This window comes from Nocardioides salsibiostraticola (genome assembly GCF_054783655.1).
In genome coordinates, this window is the sequence record NZ_BAAGQD010000025.1 from 73,708 (window position 1) to 92,972 (window position 19,265).

Genomic DNA, 19,265 nt, shown 5'->3' on the forward strand with positions numbered 1-19,265 from the left:
ACAGGCCCGATCTTCATCGGCGCGTGGTGGGGCTGGTCGACGCGGCAGCCGGATCACACAGTCCCGCTGCCGGACCGAATGCGCCGCACCCGACCCGGCGTCATTCGCACATCCCCTCGGATGCGGTGATCACGCCGGTGCGACGGGGTCGAGGCGCCGCGGCACCGTTGCCGGGGCGTTCAAGAGGAGGATCCGTGGCCCGACGAGGGCAGCGCCAATCCGGCGCGAACCGCTCCAACAACGGCAACCAGCCCCGAGCCAAGAAGGGCAACCAGCGCGCCAAGCAACGGGTGCGCGAGTTGGACAACGAAGGCATCCTCCCGGTGCTCGCCAAGGCGGTGCGGGAGGTGGAGAACCGGGCCCAACGTGGTCCGGTCCAGCCGGAGGGTCGAACCAAGTTCCAGGTGGTGGCCCTCCTTGTGCGCGAGGAGCGTGCCCGTCTGAAGGTCGACGAAACCGTCACCGAGGCCGAGCGCACCGATCAGCTCAAACGACTCGACGGCGTCGCGACCATCTTGGCCAAGACCGCGGCACGGGACACCAGCCTGCTCCAACTGCTGGCCGAGGAGTCCGAGGTGTCGGCCTCCGCGCGGGCCCTGAAGCGCGAGATGCTCCAGGCTGGCGGCGTCGAACCCCCGCCGGAACCGGTCGCCGCACCCAGCGAGCCGGGTGGGAACCTCGAGCGCCGAGTGGTGCCGCAGTCGGTGATGGCACGGCAACTGGCCAACCCTTTCCAGGCTCCCGACTTCTCCGCCGTACCGCCGCGATCCAACGGTCCCCGCCGCCTGGCCACCTGGGAGCTGATCGGGCCGCTCCTGCGTTCTTTCGAGTACGCCGGCGGCGCCTCTGCGTGCATGGATCTCCCCGAGCCCCCGGAGAATCCCGCCCTGCACCTCCCTGGTGCTCGTGAACTGATGGGTCACCAGGCCCGCGTGGTCGCCGCTGCGGCCGCGGGCCACCGCACGTTCCTGCTGGCCGACGAGCCCGGTCTGGGCAAGACCGCTCAGGCGCTCCTCGCCGCCGAGGCCGCCCACGCCTACCCGCTGCTCGTGGTCGTGCCCAACGTCGTGAAGACCAACTGGGCCCGTGAGGTCGAGTTGTGGACCCCGCACCACACAGCCACCGTGATCCACGGCGACGGCCACGACATCGACGGGTTCGCCGACGTGGTGATCGTCAACTACGAGGTGCTCGACCGGCACGTCGGTTGGTTGGGAGACCTCGGCTTTCGGGGCATGGTCGTCGACGAGGCGCACTTCATCAAGAACAAGACCTCCCAGCGTTCGCGGCACGTGCTCGAACTCAGCGCCCGGATCCGCAAGCGCATCGGCCGACCCCTGTTGATGGCGCTGACCGGCACCCCGCTGATCAACGACATCGAGGACTTCAAGGCGATCTGGCAGTTCTTGGGCTGGATCGACGAGACGATGCCCGGTCCGCATTTGCTCGAAGCCCTCGAGGAGATCGGGCTGACCCCGGCCGACCCCGGCTTCTATCCGGCTGCGCGAGCCGCCGTGGTGGACCAGGGGATCGTCCGCCGCCGCAAGGTGGACGTGGCCTCCGACATCCCGGCCCGTCGGATCGCCGACATCCCCGTCGAACTCGACGACGACATGGGCCGTTCGATCCGTGAGGCCGAGCGCGAGTTGGCCCGTCGACTGGTCGCTCGCTACCACCAGGCGCTGGACACGCGCACCTCCGGACGGGTCGTCGAGGGCATCGACCACCAACTCGTCCGACAGGTGGCCGGCTGGGAACGGGAGGACAACCCGAACCCCACCAGCGAGGACAACGTCTTCTCCATGGTCCGCCGGATCGGACAGGCCAAGGCCGGACTCGCCTCCGACTACGCCGCCCAACTCGCGCGCAGCGTCGGCAAGGTCGTGTTCTTCGCCAAGCACATCGACGTGATGGACGTGGCCGAGGAGACCTTCGCCAAGCGCGGGCTGCGCTACTCCTCCATCCGGGGGGACCAGACCCGGGCCGCCCGCGAGCGCAACATCGACGCGTTCGTCAACGACCCCGACGTCGCGGTGATCGTGTGCTCCCTGACCGCCGCCGGAGTGGGGATCAACCTGCAGGTCGCCTCCAACGTGGTGTTGGCCGAGCTCTCGTGGACCGACGCGGAGCAGACCCAGGCGATCGACCGGATCCACCGGATCGGACAGGCCGAGCCGGTCACCGCGTGGCGGATCATCGCCGCGCAGACGATCGACACGAAGATCGCCGAACTCATCGACTCCAAGGCCGGGCTCGCCGCTCGAGCCCTGGACGGTTCGGACGAGGAGGTCGGGTCGTCGGCCGACATCCAGCTCGAGGCGCTGGTGGCGTTGCTGACCGATGCCCTCGAGGAGGACACCGCCCGGGTGTGAGGGGTGCTTGAGAGCCGCTGATGCGGGTACCTCGACGTGGGTCGGAATGTTTGCGACCCGTGCTCCCGTTGTAGGGGGACACCTACTGAGAGGACTTCTTCATGAGCGACACCGCTGAGGGAAACACCGACCAGAACTTCGACTCCAACACCGACCGGGGACTCTTCGTCACCGACAGCGGTGGCGACGGGCGCCCCGTCGTACTGATCCATGGATGGCCGCTGTCCGGTGAGTCCTGGTCCGAGCAGGTGCCGGCTCTGAAGGACGCGGGTTACCGCACCGTCACTTACGACCGTCGCGGATTCGGCAAGTCCGACCCCGGCGACTCCTACGACTACGACGCTCTGGCCGACGACCTCGACAACGTCCTGACCGACCTCGACCTGAACGACGTGACGTTGGTCGGATTCTCCATGGGTGGCGGCGAGGTCGCCCGGTACGTCTCCCGTCACGGTGAGGGCCGGTTGCACAGCGTCGTCTTCGCGGCCGCCGTACCCCCGTTCCTGCTGAAGAGTGAGGACAACCCCGACGGGCCCCTCGACGAGGACGCGGCCGCCGAGATGCGCAGCGGCCTCGAGGCTGGCCGCGAGGAGTTCTTCGACGGTTTCACCAAGCAGTTCTTCTCCGCCGGCGACGAGCTGAAGGTGACCGAGCAACAGCGGCAGGACGCCATCGCCCTGTGCCTGCAGTCCAACCAGGACGCCGCTCTCGGGTGCATGGACGCCTTCGGGGGAACCGACTTCCGCGACGACCTGACGAAGGTCACCGTCCCGACCCTGGTCCTGCACGGCGACGCCGACGGGATCGTCCCGCTCGAGGGATCGGGACAGCGAACCCACGAGGCCATCGAGGGCAGCACCCTGGTCACCCTCGACGGTGCCCCGCACGGCTGCAACCTCAGCCACGCCACGGAGTTCAACCGGGCGCTGCTGGACTTCCTGGCCTGATCCATCCACCCTCTCGTGCCCCTCAGCGTGCGCTATGCCGCACGTTGAGGGGCATGTGGTCAGCCCTTCATCTTCCCGGGCAGCACGAACACCGACTGCTTGCCGGTCCGCACGGTGATGGTGTCGGCGGTCTTGGCGTTGTAGGACGTGGAGTCGGTCGAGGCCAGCACGATGCGGACCCGGTGGCCCCGGGCGAAGCGGTGGGCGAAGCCGGTGAACGCGAAGGTGACCGGTTTGCCGACCTCGGAGGCGGGCACCCGGACCGGGGAGATCAAGCGGTGCACCAACTCGGCCCTGCCGTTGCGGTCCACGTCGTAGATCTTGGCGAAGAAGACCAGGTCGCGCCCGTTGCTGTTGGTGATGTCGAGTCGAGCGGCGGGGATGCCGATCGACGGCAGACGACGACGCAACCGGGTCGAGGTGAACGCCACATGCTGCCCGGCGATCTCGGTGGGCTGCCGGGCCAGGTTCGGTGAGGCGTCGGGTCCACTGAACTGCGAGGTCTCCGAGTACGCCGCCGGCTGACCGCCCTCCGGGTTGATGAAGCTCACCTGGCCCGCTTTCACCCGGCCGGTGCGGGGCCGCATGGTCTTGGTGCCGGTCAACGTGAAGCGGGTGATCTTGGGCAGCGGGAAAGACGTGGCCTTGGCGTACTGCTCGTCGTTCGGCCCGCGGGCGCCGTACTTCACCCAGTCGCGGTAGTAGGTGAACTCCGGTCCGCGACCGCCCTTGGTTCCACGCAGCCAGTGGTCCATCCAACCCAGGGAGCGCAGGGGGAGATAGCAGTTGCTCATCCTCGAGATGGAGCGGTCGATGCCGTCGTAGGCCTCGCACTCCCCGGGCTGCGACGTGTAGCCACCGTGCCCCCCGGAGTTCCAGATCATCCCGACGGGCACGCCGCGTCGCTTCAGGGCGGTGTACGTCGCGGCGGCATCGTTGAGGTTGAACAGGGTGTCGCTCTGCCCCTGGATCAACAGCACCGGCTTCTTGAGCTTGGCCAGGTAGTTCGAGGCCGAGGCGCGGGCGATCAGGGTCCGGCCCCCCGCGCTGGTCGTGCCGGCAACGGCCAATTCGGTGTAGACCGCGCAGAGTTCGAGATAGAAGCCGGGACAGTTCGGTGACGCCGCGATCTCCACGGGGTTCTGGGAGGCGATCTTGGCCTGCGGGCAGCCGCCATTCCCCATGACGGGCTGGGCGTTGCCCAGGGCGTAGAACAGCGAGGTCCACTCCATCTTGAACACGCCCTGGAGGTTGCGCCCGTGCTCCAGACCCGTGCGGTCGCCGGGGACGATCCGGTTGTTCGGGTTCAGGGAGAAGGCCAGGTTGTTCCACGAGCGACCCACGATGCTGGTCTTGACCCGCTTGTCCAGCGCGGCGAGGGGAAGCTGAGCGCCCCCGCCGTACGACCCCCCGATGGTGCCGACGACCACGCCGCGACGGTCGTGCAGGACGTCCCGACGGGGCTCGAGGACGGTGTCGAGGAGCTGTTTCGAACTCTTCACGTCGTAGTCGGCGGAGTGCAGGGTCACGCAACCACCGCTCTTGCCGAAGCCGGAGGCCGAGTAGGTCAGGACGACGTACCCGTGGGAGGCGAAGAAGGCGGCGGTGGTGAGGACCTCGGTGGAGTCCTTGGACCCTCCGAAGCCGTGGGACATCAAGATCGCTGGCGCCGGTCGGCGGCGGCTGGCGCTCTGGGGGACGTAGAGGCGGGTGTCGATGCCGATCTCGATGTCGTTGCTGCGCCCGGTCCGCACGGGTACGACGCGGTCACTGGTCGTGAACGTCGTGGTCGGGGTCTTCGGCTTGACGAGGTCGGCGTCCTTGCGGCGGGTGGGAGCCGCGGCAGCTGAGGCAACTGAGGCAGCTGGGACGGGCGCGGCCGCAGCGTCGATGACGGATGCGGGTGCTGCTGAGGAGGCGAGCGCGGGTCCGAAGCTCGCCACCAGCGAGACCGTCAGCGCCCCGGCGATGCCGCGAGCGAGCCGACGCCCGAAAAGACGTCCTCGGCGGGCGGGGCGTAGGGAGGTCCACATGCGCGGAACCTACGTCGCGAGGAGTGTCTCGTGCCACAGATCCACAAAACGTTCAGGAAACGTGATCCTCGGAGCGCGGGCCTGGGACGGTCAGGGCCGCGATCACCGTGGTGAGGGGGACCGCCAGGACCAATCCGATGCTGCTCACCAGTGACCGGACGATCTCCTCGGCGATCTCCTCGGTGGCGATCAGGTCCAGGAGCGGCCGGTCGAAGAGTTGGATGACCAGCAGCACGGTCAACGCAGTCCCGGCGTAGGCGAAGACGATGGTGTAGATCGTCGAGGCGATGTGGTCACGACCGATCCGCATCCCGCTGGCGAACAACGTGGCGCGCGACATCGTGGGGGCGGCGGAGCGCAACTCCCAGACCGCGGAGGATTGGGTGATCGTCACGTCGTTGAGGACGCCGAGTCCGGCGATCACCACAGCCGCGAGCAGCAGTTGGCTCAGCGCGATGTCCGGGGCCGACGAGGTCAGGACCCGGCTGCCCTCGTCGGTGACGCCGGTCAGACGGGTTGCCCCGATGGCGTAGAGCCCGACCGCCGCGGTGATCGCGAGCCCTCCGAGGGTGCCGGCCAGGGCGGCGCTGGTCCGGATGGACAGGCCGTGGGTGATGTAGAGGACGACGTACAGGATGGCGGAGGAGCCGACCAGGGCCACCAGGACCGGTGACTCCCCGGTGAGCAGCCCGGGGAGGATGAAGTAGCCCATCACTAGGCCCGCGAACCCCAGGCTGACCAGGGCCAAGAATCCACGCAGACGGGCGACGACCAGGACCACCGCCACGAACATGAGGAACAGGATGAGCAGCGGCCGGTCGCGCTCGATCCCGAAGTAGTTGATCTGCTCGGGCGTCTGATCGGTCGCAGGGGTGCGAATCAACTCGAGTCGATCTCCCACCTCCAGTCCGACGTCGCCGACCTCGGGAGGGATGTTCTGGACGACCACCTCGTCCCCGACGCGTTCGCCGTTGTCGATCACCACGCTGATGGCCCCGTCCGGCCCGATCTCGCTGATCGTCCCGGTCGGGAAGGTGGCGGTCTCGGTGGCGAACTGCTGTGACCCCAGCACTTCCCCGGATCGATCCGCATCCGGCCACAGGGTGACCAGGCCGATCGCGGTGACCAACGCGCACAGGGCCAGGAACCCCAGCAGGACCGCTCGCGGTCCGCGTTCGATGAGGAGGGCGTCGTCGCCCTGACGATGCGCTGCGTGCGAGTGCCCGGCTCCCATGCGCACAGTGTGCCGGGTGGGTTCGGGCTGAGCGGAGGTGGCGGTGAGTAGGCGGTCGTCTGAGAGGGTTATTCGACTTCTCACTCACCGGCGCCCGGGGCCACTGCTGGGGCGATAGGGAAGTATCGAGACCTGTTGCTGCGTTCCCCGATCGTGAAGGAGTTGCTGGTGCACGAGGAGACCGACAGTAAGGCGTCGTTCCGGGAGTACGTCGAGCCTGAGATCGAGGTCTTGTTGCGCGTGGCCCTGAGCATCACCGCGACGTCCGCCGACGCGGAGGACCTCGTGCAGGAGACCCTGTTGCGCGCCTACAAGGCCATCGACCGGTTCGACGGCCGCTACGTGCGTGCCTGGCTGCTCACGATCCTGCGCAACACCAACGTCAGCATGCATCGACGACAACGTCCGATCACGGTGGACGACGCCGAGTTGCTCCGGTCCTCGCGACCCGCTTTCGGCAAGGGCGCGCACATCAGCGCCAGCGCCGAGGAGACCTTCATCGACGGCGAGCTGCACCCCGCGCTGGACCGGGCGATCCGTGCTCTGGACCCACGGTTCCAGGAGGCACTGATCCTCGTGGACGTTCATGACCTGAGTTACGCCGAGGCCGCGGCGGTCATCGGTTGTCCACCCGGCACCGTCATGTCCCGGCTGAGCCGGGCCCGCGAACGGCTGCGGCGAGCCCTTGCCCCCGATCTGCTCCCTCGAGAGGAAACGTCATGAACGCCGTGAGCCAGATGATCCGTTGTCGCTGGTCGGCGCGGCGCATCCAGCGCTACCTGGACGCCGACCCATCGGCGCCCCTGACCCCGGGGGAGGTGGACACCCTCGAGGAACACCTCGCGGAGTGCGAACGTTGCTCCGCGGTGGTCGCCCAACATCGGGGTCTACGTCGAGCCTTGGTCAACCTGACCGGCCGCCCCGACGTGGACCCGGATTCGATCGAGCGCGTCCGCACCTTCCTGGACACCCTGACCGAGGAGCCTCCTGCATGAGCACCACTCACCCCACCCCCGACCATCCCGCCGCCCGGAAGTCCGGCAGTGTCGCGCCGACGTACGGGACGCCATCGAATCCCTGGGACCTCGTCGTCATCGGCGGTGGAACCGCCGGACTGGTCGGCGCCAAGAACGCTGCCCGCTTCGGGGCCAATGTGCTCCTCGTGGAGCGGGAACGCACCGGAGGCGACTGCCTCTGGACCGGATGCGTGCCGTCGAAGGCGCTCATCGCGGCGGCGCAGGCGGCAGCCACAGCGCGCAGCGCCGCACGACTGGGCGTAGGGGTGGACAACGTGACCGTCGACTTCGCGCAGGTGATGAATCACGTGCACGGCGCGATCGCCCACATCGCCCCGTTGGACTCGGTGGAGTCGATCGAGGAGACCGGCGCCACGGTGCGTTCGGGATCGGCCCGGTTCACGGGGCCCGAAACCGTCGAGATCACCGACGGGTCCGGCCGCACTGACATTCAGCACTTCACCCAGGCCCTCATCGCCACCGGAGCGTCGCCTGCGCTGCCCCCGATCCCCGGGCTGGCGCAGACCGACGCGCTGACCAGCAACACCGTGTGGGATCTGGAGGAGTTGCCCGAGGACCTGGTCGTTCTCGGCGGCGGCAACATCGGCTGCGAGCTGGGTCAGGCGTTCGCCCGGTTGGGTAGCCGCGTCACCATCGTCGAGGGTGCCGAGCGGATCATGGCCCGTGAGGACAAGACCGCGGCCGAGTTGGTCGGTCAGGCCCTGGTCGCCGACGGAGCCGTCCTGCGCACCGGTCAGGGAGTGGTGGAGGTCAAGCCCGATCAGGAGGGCGGCCCGAGCGGCACCCTGATCCTCGACGACGGCAGCGAGGTGCCGTTCGGACGCCTACTCGTCGCGGTCGGCCGCACTCCCCGCACCAAGGACCTCGGCCTGGACAAGGCCGGAGTCGACCTCGACAAGCGTGGGTTCGTCGTGACCGACGACTACCTGCGCACCACGAACATCCGGATCTGGGCGGCGGGCGACCTCACCGGGCACCCGCAGTTCACCCACACCGCCGGCAACCACGGCAGCCTGGCCTCCTCCAACGCCGTCCTCGGTGTACGCCGCAAGATCGACCTGAGCGCGATCCCTCGGGTGACCTACACCCACCCCGAGGTCGCTTCGGTCGGCGTGGGAACCGAGCGTCCGGCCGAAGGACTACAGATCCTGGAGTGGACCCACAGCCACGTCGACCGGGCGGTCGCGGAGGGCGACACGGCTGGGTACGCCCGTCTCGTGGTGGACAAGCGGGGTCACATCCTGGGCGGAACCGTCGTCGGGCCTCGCGCCGGCGAGACCCTGGGTGAGGTGGTCCTCGCCGTGGCCAAGGGAATGACCACCCGCGACCTGGCCGGGGTCGTCCACGCCTACCCGACCTACAACGACGGGCCCTGGAACGCCGCCCTGATCGACGTCCGCTCCACCCTCGACGCCCCCCGCACCGCCAAGGCGTTGGGGAAGCTGGTCAAGGCCCGACGCTGGTGGGTCAACCGGGACTGAGGTCCGAGGCGCTTTCCTCAGCGGCACCGGGTTCGGGCGTGATCAGGAGTGACCGCTCGTCGGTGCGGTGCTCCAGGACGTCGCGAACGTAGGAGTCGACCACCACGTCGAGGGCCACGTCGTGGCCCGCCCGCTCGGACAGGAACCATCCGTGCTCGAGCACCTCGTGGTAGACCTCGGCGTCCTCGAGGCGACCGCGCAGCCCTTCCGGGATCTGGTTCATCGTCGGGAACCACCGCTCCTGGAGCCACCGACCCGCCAGCACCCCGTCGGGCAGTGCGGTCGGTCCGTTCTGCACCCACGCGCCGTAGGCCCGCATCGCGGTGAGCAGGCGGCGGGCCTGGTTCTCGTGGGCCACGATGCCGGTCAGCCCGACCAGTTGGCGGCGGTGGTGGCCCTCCTCGAGAATGGTGGGTCGGAAGTGGACCCGCCCGTCGCGGGAGTCGAGCTCGACCTCGTCGGTGTCGAAGCCGAGTTCGTTCAGCCGCGCCAACCGCTGGTGGATCGAGGCGAGTTGGGCGGTGCAGACGTCCTGGGTCTGGGTCAGGTCGTCCCACAGCTCGGTGTAGCGGGTCTCCAGGCTCAACCCGGTCGCGAAGGGATCGATGCCCTCCTGCAGGTAGCCGCCGGCGTCGAGGTTCAGCAGGCCCCCGACGGTGTTCTCGACGGCGATGTCCAGGTCGTGTGCTCGCTGGCCGCGGCTGAGTTGGGGGTGGAGTTCGGCGGTTTCGGTATCCACGACGTAGGCCCGTAGGGCGCCGGCGTCGCGACGGAACAGTGCGTTGTTCAGTGAACAGTCGCCCCAGAAAATGCCGTCGAGATGCAGGCGGACCAGGAGGACCGCCAACGCGTCGACCAGGCGCTCGCCGAGAGACGGGACGTTCGGCGCGCCGAACAGGTGGGAGTAGGGCAGGGAGTAGCGCAGGTGCTTGGTGATCAGGACGGACGGCAGTTTCTCGCCGCGACGGTCGTAGCGATCGGAGGCGATTCCGATGAGCTGGACGGCGGGCAGGCCGTGTTGATGCAGGGCGGTGAGGACCTCGAACTCGCGCACGGCCAGGTGGTGGGGGAGTTCCTTCAGGGCCACGAAGTCATCGCCGGCGGGCGCGAAGCGCACGACGTGACGGTGGGTGCCGGCGGGCAGGATCACCGTCGTCTCGGCCGGCCAGTCCTCCAGCGCGAGGTCCCACGGGAGCGTGAGCAGGTCGGCTTGCGGGACGGTGGTCTTGAGTTTGAAGGAGACCATGTCCGACCTTCTAAGCGGTCCAGACGTCGGCTTCGCCGCTGAGCCCGGAGGTGGCTGTGACGAGAGCCATCATCGCCTCGAGATCGACGTCGAGGCAACATTCGTGGTCGCCGTTGACCCACCGCAACCGGAGCGTCGAGTCCGAGGACGCCTCGATCGTGGGTACTGCGCTCTCGAAGGCGGGGTGGGTCGAGCGCAGCCGCAGCAGGCGAGCCTGCCGTGCCGCCGGTTCGGAGTCGAGCATCTGCCCGACCTGCGCCACGGTGAGGTTCGTCCGGTTGACGGCCCGCCCCTCGCCGGTCTGGCCGACGGCCTGCTGGTCGTTGCGGCCGCCGAGGAGGCCGAGGTAGTAGACCTGCGGCCGACCCGGGGCGAAGAGTTGGATGGCCCGAGCGACCACCAGGGCGTCGACACTGCCGGCCGCCTCGAGGTAGGTTATGTTCATCTGGTGGGCGTCGAAGTCGATGCCCCGTTCCGCCGCGTCCAGGATCCGGTTGACGTTCGCCCCCCGACTCTCGAGGACGGCAACGAGTTCCTGCAGCTCCGCCTTGGTCAGTACGCCGCGCAGGTCGGGCTGGACGGGGATGCCGTCGTGCGTGTCCAACGTGGTCACCGTCGTCGCCGTGAGGTGCGAGAGGTGCTCGACCAGGGCGCCGCTCCGCCGCGTGTGCAACGTGTGGATGCTCAGCCCGGGGAGGGTGAAGTCGTAGGTGAGGAAGCCGCGCTCGTTCAGGGCAGTGATGGTCGCCGGCTCGGCGTGAATCTCGGGGAGGATGCTCATTCCGTGACGGCGGGCCAGTTCGGAGAAGTGGTCCAGGGCCTCCCAGATGTCGGGTTCGACCATGAAGCACGTCGTACCAGCCCGCTTGGTGAGGTAGCCGACGGCGTCGAGGCGCACCTCCGTGGCGCCGACCCCGGCCAGTCCGGAGAACCACTGGGCGAACTTGGCTGCGGCCAGAGGGGAGCGCCAGTCGAGATCGATCTGGTCGCTGCGGTCCACGGCGGACCCGAAGGTGGCCCACACCCGCTCGGTCTCTCCGGTCTCTTCGATCGGGATGTCGAGGAACGGATGCTTCGGTTTGCGCAGGAAGACCCGCTCGAGGTCGTCGGCCGGCACCTCACCGTGCGGCCAGATCTTGTCGGGGCGCATGAAGAGGTCGGCGTATTGCGAGGCCCGACCGTGTCGAGCGAAGTCGAGGAACTCCACGGACTGTCGGGAGAGGTGGTTGACCATCACGTCGAGCGTCAGGGGCCCGAGTCGACCGATCGCTTCCAGGTCCGACCATGACCCGAACCGTTCGTCGACCGTGTCGTAGCGGGTCGGTGCGAAGCCCCGGTCGGCCGAGGACGGGAAGGGCGGGAGCACGTGCACGCCGCCCGCGAACAACTCCGACATCCCCCCACCGAGGATCTCGGCCAGCGCAGCGAGCGAACCACCCAGGGAGTCCGGGTAGGTGATGAGTTGAGGGCGCTGGAGGTGGTCAGACACGTCGTCTATGAAAGCAGGGCAGTCCGAAGACACCCGCGGAGTCGCCCGGCGCGTTGCTCAGCGACCCGTCGGACTGCCTGCTGCAGGCCGTTCGGCCGCGGGGCGGGAGAGGGTCGGGCTGCCGTTCGAGATCGCGTCGAGACGCGTGAACGTGACCTCGGACAACCCCCCGGCGGCGGTCGAGAAGATCGAGGCGTTTCCTCCGATGCCGTTGCACAGAAGTTGATCGGCCCCGCTGCTGGTGTCGATGACGGCGGCGCCACTGTTGACGGAGAAGCCGCCCACACCATCCACTGAGTAGGTGAGGCCCTGATCGCGGTTCGACATGAAGCACGCCACCTGAACACCGGACGTGATGACCGTGTAGTCCACCGCATAAAGCCCGGGAGGCAGACCCGGGAAACCGATCTCGTGATCAGGCGCCGAGGCCGCAGACGGCAACTCATAGACATGGACCAGCGATTCGAGATCGGCGGCGTTCGCTCCATCGACCCGGTCGGCGTTGAGCTTGTTGACCTTGACCGAGCGATTGACCGCCAGGGGCGGCTGACCCGGCTTGGTTTTCAGGTGCAGGGCGGGGCCGGAGCCCTTGTTCTTCAGGATGCTCTTCTTGGTCTCGACGTTGAACTTGCCGAGCAGGAGTGGCTTGCCGTTGGCGGCGTACGCCGCGTAGTTGACGCCGCCGATCAACACGACGGTGGCGAGAAGTGCTGCGAGAATCCGAGTACGTGACGTGGTGCTCATGGTCGTCTCCTTGAAGTCGAATCTCTCTGCTGAGCGAGCAGGGAGCTAGTCCGGTCACGGGTCGGTGACCGCGTCCTTCGAGATTGGCCCTCATCGAGGTTCGCAAGCCAGGCCGGTCTAGCCCGGTCACCGTCCTGGACGCGGAGAATCGACGGTCTGGGCGAAATCCCCGCGGGCCTCTCGATCTGGATCCGGATCCGTCCTACCGTGAGGGGTTCCCATTCGCTGGGAACGGCAGACAGCTCTTCCGCCCATCTGCACCCGACCGGTTCGAGTGGGCCCGACTTTCGAGGATCCGCCGTGCGCTCGTTCAGATACCGCTCCTCCGCAACTCTCGCGCTCGCTCTCGTGGTGACCGTCCTCTCTCCGCTCGCCGGGACCGGGGCGGCCAGTGCCGCCGGTGCAGTCGGGGCGACCCCGGTTGGCGCGGCCGATCTGGACGACGTGTTCGCGCCGCTGGAAGCCGCGCTGCCGCGCACCCACGACGGTCTGCCGCGACTGGTCAGCCCCGCTGAATACACGGCGTACCGACTGGACCTTCCCGTCCTGCAGCGCGGACTGTCACGGGCCCCATTGGAGACCTCGTCGAGCGGTGACCCGGTACTGATCGAGATCCCGTCCCCGTCGGGAGACCTCGTCGAGTTCGCGGTCAAGGAGTCGCCGGTGCTCGAGGACGGGCTGGCCGCGGCCCGACCCGACATCAAGACCTACGCCGGACGCACCACCGCCCCGGGAAGCCCCGCCAGCATCCGACTCGACTACACCCCGCTGGGCTTCCACGCCTCGGTGCGGGGCGACGGGGCCTCGTGGTACATCGATCCGGCCTTCAACGGCCCGGACCAGGGCGCGGACGCGCCGTACCTCTCCTACCTCGGCCAGGACCTCCCCGAACCGGAGAAGGCACTCGTCGAACCCGAGGCCATCAGCCCCGGATCGCGGACCCTGACCGACGCGGAGGTCGCCGCCGCCCTCCAGCGCATCGGTGAGGGGGCCGACAACCCGGTGAAGGCCCGCACCTACCGGATCGCCTTCACCACCGACCCGACGTACTCGGCCTTCTTCGCCCCCGGCGCCACGACCCAGGCGCAGTACAACGTCCTGGTCACCGCGGCCAAGGCGACCCTGATGAACCGGGTCAACCAGGTGTACGGCGACGACATGTCGCTACGGATGGTCCTGGTCGACGACACCGACCTGACCAACTTCAACACCAACGCCGACGCCTTCAACGCCGGCGGACGCTGCGGCGAGGTCGCCTGCTTCGCGCAGACCGACGTGACCGACGGCTGCTCCGGCACGCTGCTGACCCGGAACCGCCAGGTGCTGGGTCAGGTGATCGGCGCGGAGAACTTCGAGGCCGGCCACATCGGTCTGGGCCTCAACGGTGGCGGGCTCGCCTCTCTCGGCGTGATCGGCCTGGCCAACAAGGCTCAGGGTTGCACCGGTCTCCCATCACCGGTGGGGGACTTCTATGCCGTCGACTACGTCGCCCACGAGATCGGTCACCAGTTCGCCGGCAACCACACCTTCGAAGGGCTCAACGGGTCGTGCGGTGGAGCAAACCGCAACCCGGGCACGTCCGTGGAGCCCGGCTCCGGCTCATCGGTGATGGCCTACGCCGGCATCTGTTCGGCCGACAACCTGCAGCCCCACACCGACCCCTACTTCAGCCAGCGCAGCCAGACCGAGATCGGCACCCACATCAACGCCGTACGGACGGCGATCAACGAGATCGGAACCGTCAGCCTCGTCGGCTACGAGGCGGCTGATTCCTTCACGCTGACCTTCCCGGACTACGGGACGACCGCCCCGATCGTCAACGGCGCGAACTACACCACCGCCGGCATCAAGGCGGCGGTCGAGGCCGTCACCGGGGGCACCGTCACCGTGGGCAACTACTTCGCGGGCGTCACTTTCGACACCAAGGGCTTCCAACTGACCTTCTCCGGCGCCCGTGCCGGGACAGCGATCGTGAACCCGACCCTCAACGTCGTCGCCGGGTCCTTTTCGGGCAAGGCCAACGACGTCGTCTCCGGAGGCGTTCCGACCAATGGCGGCAAGACCACCGTGACCTCCACCAACCGGGTGCCGAACGTGACCGCGCCGGCGGACAAGACGATCCCGAGCCGCACCCCGTTCACCCTGACGGGTTCGGCCACCGACCTCGACGCCGGTGACGCGGGACGCATCCTCTACCTGTGGGAGCAGAACGACCGCGGCGAGCAGGTCGGCAACGCGATCGCCAACCTCAACCGCATCTCCGGGCCGCTCTTCCGGATCTTCGGCACCTACGCCGACGTGACCCCGGCCGGCACCCTGCAGTACCAATCGCCCGGCGAGAACATCGCGACGAACAATCCGTCGCGGACCTTCCCCGACCTCGAACAGATCATCGCCGGGAACACCAACGCCCAGGACGGGACCTGTCCCGCGGGCGCGCCCGGAGCCGGGGGACTACCCAACGGGCCGGCCCTCGACTGTCAGTCCGAACTCCTGCCGACCTCGAGCTATCTCAGCCGCGACCTCGATCGCGGTGTGAACTTCCGGCTCACGGCCCGTGACCTCGGCGGCGCCGACGGTGGGTACGACGGAGGCACGTCCTTCGACGACACCGAACTGACCGTGTCGCCCCTCGCCGGGCCGTTCCTGGTCTCCTCCCAGGCCACGAATGTCACCGTCCCGGGCAACGGAACGGGCACCGTCACCTGGGACGTTGCCGGCACCGACACCGCCGCGATGGCCACTCAGGTCAAGATCAGCCTGTCCACCGACGGGGGACGCACCTACCCGCACGTGCTGCAGGCCGCCACCCCGAACGACGGCACCCACACCGTCACCTGGCCCAACGTCGACACCACGCAGGCGCGGGTCAAGGTCGATGCGGTCGGCAACTATTTCTTCGACCTCAACGACGCGAACTTCACCATCACCTCCGCAGGCGGCCTGACGCTCGGCGGCAACACGCCCGGTACGTTCACCGGTGACTACTCCGACGCCCTGGGGACGCAACCCAAGGTGACGGCCTCCTCCACCGATGCGGACGGGGCGGCCCTTACCGGGGTTCCCACCGGTCTTCCCGCCGGGTTGACGGTGACGAAGCAGAACGTCTCCGCCGACGGCGTACGCCCTGGCACCGCGGACTTCGTGGTGACCGGCAAGATCACCGGTGCCCCCGGCACCTATCCGGTGACCCTGAGCGTCGATGACGGCAACGGTCCGCAGCAGGCCGGTTTCACGGTGGTCGTCGAGGCCGAGGACGCCACCCCGTCGTACACCGGACCGGCCGAGGTGACCCCGTCGAGCGACGCCGAGTCGACCACGATCGACATGACGGCCATGCTCCAGGAGCAGACCGACGGTGCGCTGGGAGACATCACGAAGGCGACCGTGACGTTCACCGACACGGCGACCAGTGAGGTGCTGTGCGCCGACGCACCGGTCACCGCGACCGGCCCAGGAACCGGTACGACGTCCTGCGCGGTCCTCGCTGATCTCCCGGAGGACGACGGGCGCACCTACTCCGTCGCCCTGACGGTCGGGGGCCGCTACACAGGGCAATCGGCCGAGGACGCCGATGTCACGGTCAACCAGGACGACGGCACCCCGGTCGACACCACGGCCCCGCAGACGACCATCACCTCCGGGCCGAAGAACGCCCGGTTCCACCTCGACCGCTCGGTCACCTATCGCTACACCTCCGAGCCAGGGGTGACCTACACCTGCTCGTTCGGCGACCTCACCGGTGCGTGCCCCACGTCCGGGGAGATCACTTTCAACGGCCTGGTGCAGGGTGCGACCTACCGGTTCACGGTGGCCGCCACCGATGGCGCGGGCAACACCGATGCCAGCCCTGCGGTCGCCACGATGGTGACGCCGTACAACGACCGCTCGCTGAAGGTCGCGAAGAAGCGGTGGGTCAAGAAGCGCGCCTCGGCCAGCTACCGGGGGACCTACCGACTCGCCAAGCGCCAGAAGTCCACGCTCACCCTCCGGGTGCGCGACGTGACCAAGCTGTCCCTGGTGCTGACTCGGGTCCGTCGAGGCGGCAAGGTCGATGTCTTCATCGGCCGGCAGAAACTGCGCACGATCAAGCTGTCCGGTAAGTCCTCCAAGAAGCGGGTGCTCACCTCGATCGCCCGGTTCTCCGAACCACGTTCGGGCAAGGTGCGGATCGTGTCCCGCAACCGACGCCCGGTGCGGATCGAGGGCCTGGCGGTGCGCACCAGCGACGCCACACGCCCCTGACTGGAATCGCCCACAACCATCCCGAGGATGCGGTGCGAGGGCCCCGCACGCCCTAACCTAGGGGCTCCAGACTTCCGCGTCGGCCCTCATCGGGGCCGCGCCAGGCCTCGATCGTCCAGTGCCGGGCGGCTCAGGGGGCCACCCCCAATGCCCGCCGTACGCGCGCACTGATCAGTATCGGAGCACTTCCTTGAGCACCCTCACGCCTCCCGGGTCCGCACCCGGGGCCATCCCCGCCCAGCTGACCGAACTCGAACCCACGGTTCGCAACGCCCTGCGTTCGCCGAAGATGCTGCGCACCGAGGTGCTCGCCGGACTCGTCGTGGCCCTGGCCCTGATTCCCGAGGCGATCGCCTTCTCGATCATCGTGGGTGTCGACCCACGAATCGGACTGTTCGCCTCGTTCACCATGGCCGTCTCGATCGCCTTCCTCGGCGGCCGACCCGCGATGATCTCGGCCGCGACCGGAGCCATCGCCCTGGTCCTGGCGCCGCTGTTCCAGGAGTACGGCTATGACTACCTGATCGCCACGGTGCTGCTCGGCGGTGTCCTCCAGGTCGTCCTGGCCCTCGTCGGCGTCGCGAAACTGATGCGGTTCATCCCCCGGTCGGTCATGGTCGGCTTCGTCAACTCGCTGGCGATCCTGATCTTCCTCTCCCAGGTCCACTACATGATCGACGTTCCGTTCGTGGTCTACCCGATGATCGCCTTCGGCATCGCCCTGATCGTGCTGATGCCGCGTGTCACGACCGTCGTCCCCGCGCCGCTGGTCGCGATCGTGGCGCTGATGGCCTTCACCGCGGTCGCGGCCATCACCGTCCCCACGGTGGGTGACGAGGGCGAGTTGCCCGACAGCCTGCCGTCCTTGTTGTTGCCCGACGTCCCGGTCAACCTCGAGACGCTGAAGATCATCGCCCCCTACGCCCTCGCGATGGCGCTGGTCGGGCTGCTGGAGTCGTTGATGACCGCCAAGTTGGTCGACGACATCACCGACACCCACTCCGAGAAGACCCGCGAGGCCTGGGGTCAGGGTGCGTCCAACATCATCACCGGCTTCTTCGGTGGCATGGGTGGTTGCGCGATGATCGGCCAGACCATGATCAACGTGAAGGCCTCGGGTGCTCGCACCAGGATCTCGACCTTTCTGGCCGGTGTGTTCCTGCTGGTCCTCGTCGTCGGTCTGGGCGATCTGGTCGGCGAACTGCCGATGGCCGCGCTGGTGGCCGTGATGATCATGGTCGCGGTCGGCACCTTCGACTGGCACAGCATCCAGCCCTCGACGCTGCGGCGGATGCCCAAGAGCGAGACGACCGTGATGCTCTCGACGGTCGTCGTCGTGGTGGCGACCGAGAACCTCGCCATCGGCGTCGGCGTCGGGGTCCTGGTGGCCATGACGCTCTTCGCCCGCAGGGTCGCCCACCTCGCGGAGACCACCCGCACCCTCGTCGACAACCCCGACGGGACACAGAAGGCGGTCTACACCGTCACCGGTGAGTTGTTCTTCGCCTCCAGCAACGACCTCTACACGCAGTTCGACTACACCCACGACCCCGAGCAGGTGGTCATCGACCTCACCCGCTCCCACGTGTGGGACGCCTCCACGGTGGCCTCGCTCGACGCGATCACCACGAAGTACCACCGTAAGGGCAAGGAGGTCGAGGTGCGGGGACTGAACGAGGCCAGCGCCTCGATCCACGGTCGGCTGACCGGGAACCTCCCCGGCGCCTGAGCCGTACCTCACAACGCCATCACCCCAAGAGGTGTTGATTGCGTGCCACGGGTGCGGCAAGTTTTCGGGAGAGCCACGTCGAAAGCGTGGACCCCGAATGCGAAAGAGGTCTTTCCTGTGAACTCTCCCTACACCGTCCCCGGTCTCACCAACGAGCAGGGCCAGCGCGTCGCCACCCTCCTCCAGGGTCGACTCAGCGCCTACAACGACCTCCACCTCACGCTCAAGCACATCCACTGGAACGTCATCGGGCCGCACTTCATCGCGGTCCACGAGATGATCGACCCCCAGGTCGAACTCGTTCGTGGGTACGCCGACGAGGTCGCTGAGCGCATCGCCACCCTCGGGGCCGCTCCGAAGGGCACCGTCGACTCGATCATCGCGGACCGGACCTGGGACGACTACTCCCTGGGTCGCGACACGGTCCTCGCACACCTCGGCGCTCTGGACCAGGTCTACGTCGGTGTCATCACCTCTCAGCGCGAAGTCATCGGTGAGTTGGGCGACCTCGACCCGATCACCGAGGACATGATCATCAGCCACACCGCGGAGCTCGAGCAGTTCCAGTGGTTCGTCCGCGCCCACCTCGAGGACCTGGGCGGAAACCTCTCCACGGCGGGCACCTCGACCGAGGCCGACGCCGCTGACGCGAGCCGTTCCGACGCCTAAATCCCCTCCACATGTTTCTCCACAGACTGTGGAGGTTTA

13 protein-coding genes are annotated in these 19,265 nt (G+C 68.1%); 8 read left to right on the top strand and 5 right to left on the bottom strand.

The window, feature by feature from the left end; genetic code table 11:
- Positions 1-194: 194 nt before the first annotated feature.
- Positions 195-2,372, top strand: coding sequence for a DEAD/DEAH box helicase (locus ACYVLV_RS12640; protein ID WP_460810420.1), 2,178 nt, complete (start codon positions 195-197; stop codon positions 2,370-2,372).
- A gap of 101 nt (positions 2,373-2,473) precedes the next feature.
- Positions 2,474-3,319: an alpha/beta fold hydrolase gene (locus ACYVLV_RS12645; RefSeq protein WP_460810422.1), complete on the top strand. Its 846-nt coding sequence runs from the start codon at positions 2,474-2,476 to the stop codon at positions 3,317-3,319.
- Positions 3,320-3,378: 59 nt separating this feature from the next.
- On the opposite strand, the gene ACYVLV_RS12650 is transcribed toward ACYVLV_RS12645, so the two are convergent.
- On the bottom strand, positions 3,379-5,352 hold the full coding sequence (locus ACYVLV_RS12650; protein WP_460810423.1) for a S15 peptidase family protein: 1,974 nt from the start codon (positions 5,350-5,352) through the stop codon (positions 3,379-3,381).
- 52 nt (positions 5,353-5,404) lie between these two features.
- Positions 5,405-6,586: a YibE/F family protein gene (locus ACYVLV_RS12655; protein ID WP_460810425.1), complete on the bottom strand. Its 1,182-nt coding sequence runs from the start codon at positions 6,584-6,586 to the stop codon at positions 5,405-5,407.
- A 135-nt stretch (positions 6,587-6,721) separates the two neighbouring features.
- On the opposite strand from ACYVLV_RS12655, the gene ACYVLV_RS12660 reads away from it, so the two are divergent.
- From ACYVLV_RS12660 to ACYVLV_RS12670, 3 genes are read left to right on the top strand one after another with little or no spacing between them, the layout of a single operon-like run.
- Entirely contained in the window at positions 6,722-7,309 is a 588-nt protein-coding gene (locus ACYVLV_RS12660) for an RNA polymerase sigma factor (protein ID WP_460810427.1), read from the top strand.
- On the top strand, positions 7,306-7,581 hold the full coding sequence (locus ACYVLV_RS12665; RefSeq protein WP_460810428.1) for a zf-HC2 domain-containing protein: 276 nt from the start codon (positions 7,306-7,308) through the stop codon (positions 7,579-7,581). Before ACYVLV_RS12660 ends, ACYVLV_RS12665 begins: the two co-directional genes overlap by 4 nt.
- The gene (locus tag ACYVLV_RS12670; protein ID WP_460810429.1) at positions 7,578-9,104 is read left to right on the top strand and encodes a dihydrolipoyl dehydrogenase family protein; all 1,527 of its coding nucleotides are present in this window, start codon (positions 7,578-7,580) and stop codon (positions 9,102-9,104) included. Before ACYVLV_RS12665 ends, ACYVLV_RS12670 begins: the two co-directional genes overlap by 4 nt.
- On the opposite strand, the gene ACYVLV_RS12675 is transcribed toward ACYVLV_RS12670, so the two are convergent.
- From ACYVLV_RS12675 to ACYVLV_RS12685, 3 genes are read right to left on the bottom strand one after another with little or no spacing between them, the layout of a single operon-like run.
- Positions 9,091-10,350, bottom strand: coding sequence for a DUF4032 domain-containing protein (locus ACYVLV_RS12675; RefSeq protein ID WP_460810430.1), 1,260 nt, complete (start codon positions 10,348-10,350; stop codon positions 9,091-9,093). The genes ACYVLV_RS12670 and ACYVLV_RS12675 overlap by 14 nt on opposite strands.
- A 10-nt stretch (positions 10,351-10,360) precedes the next feature.
- Complete coding sequence (gene gtfA / locus ACYVLV_RS12680; protein ID WP_460810432.1) at positions 10,361-11,839, bottom strand: sucrose phosphorylase; 1,479 nt, start codon at positions 11,837-11,839, stop codon at positions 10,361-10,363.
- Positions 11,840-11,896: 57 nt separating this feature from the next.
- Entirely contained in the window at positions 11,897-12,583 is a 687-nt protein-coding gene (locus ACYVLV_RS12685) for a hypothetical protein (protein ID WP_460810434.1), read from the bottom strand.
- Positions 12,584-12,883: 300 nt separating this feature from the next.
- Here ACYVLV_RS12685 and ACYVLV_RS12690 point away from each other — a divergent pair, with 300 nt between their 5' ends.
- The 3 genes from ACYVLV_RS12690 (at position 12,884) to ACYVLV_RS12700 (ending at position 19,226) form a co-directional block, all read left to right on the top strand.
- The gene (locus ACYVLV_RS12690; protein ID WP_460810435.1) at positions 12,884-16,828 is read left to right on the top strand and encodes a M12 family metallo-peptidase; all 3,945 of its coding nucleotides are present in this window, start codon (positions 12,884-12,886) and stop codon (positions 16,826-16,828) included.
- 190 nt (positions 16,829-17,018) lie between these two features.
- Positions 17,019-18,557 (top strand): SulP family inorganic anion transporter, encoded by a 1,539-nt coding sequence (locus ACYVLV_RS12695; protein WP_460810436.1) that lies wholly within the window; start codon positions 17,019-17,021, stop codon positions 18,555-18,557.
- A gap of 117 nt (positions 18,558-18,674) precedes the next feature.
- Positions 18,675-19,226, top strand: coding sequence for a Dps family protein (locus ACYVLV_RS12700; protein ID WP_460810438.1), 552 nt, complete (start codon positions 18,675-18,677; stop codon positions 19,224-19,226).
- Positions 19,227-19,265 lie beyond the last annotated feature (39 nt).

Excerpts from the sequence above, each read along its gene's own strand:
- ACYVLV_RS12645 (WP_460810422.1), top strand. The coding sequence starts at position 2,474 with ATGAGCGACACCGCTGAGGGAAACACCGACCAGAACTTCGACTCCAAC.
- ACYVLV_RS12650 (WP_460810423.1), bottom strand. The coding sequence starts at position 5,352 with ATGTGGACCTCCCTACGCCCCGCCCGCCGAGGACGTCTTTTCGGGCGT.
- ACYVLV_RS12655 (WP_460810425.1), bottom strand. The coding sequence starts at position 6,586 with ATGGGAGCCGGGCACTCGCACGCAGCGCATCGTCAGGGCGACGACGCC.
- ACYVLV_RS12665 (WP_460810428.1), top strand. The coding sequence starts at position 7,306 with ATGAACGCCGTGAGCCAGATGATCCGTTGTCGCTGGTCGGCGCGGCGC.
- ACYVLV_RS12670 (WP_460810429.1), top strand. The coding sequence starts at position 7,578 with ATGAGCACCACTCACCCCACCCCCGACCATCCCGCCGCCCGGAAGTCC.
- ACYVLV_RS12675 (WP_460810430.1), bottom strand. The coding sequence starts at position 10,350 with ATGGTCTCCTTCAAACTCAAGACCACCGTCCCGCAAGCCGACCTGCTC.
- ACYVLV_RS12685 (WP_460810434.1), bottom strand. The coding sequence starts at position 12,583 with ATGAGCACCACGTCACGTACTCGGATTCTCGCAGCACTTCTCGCCACC.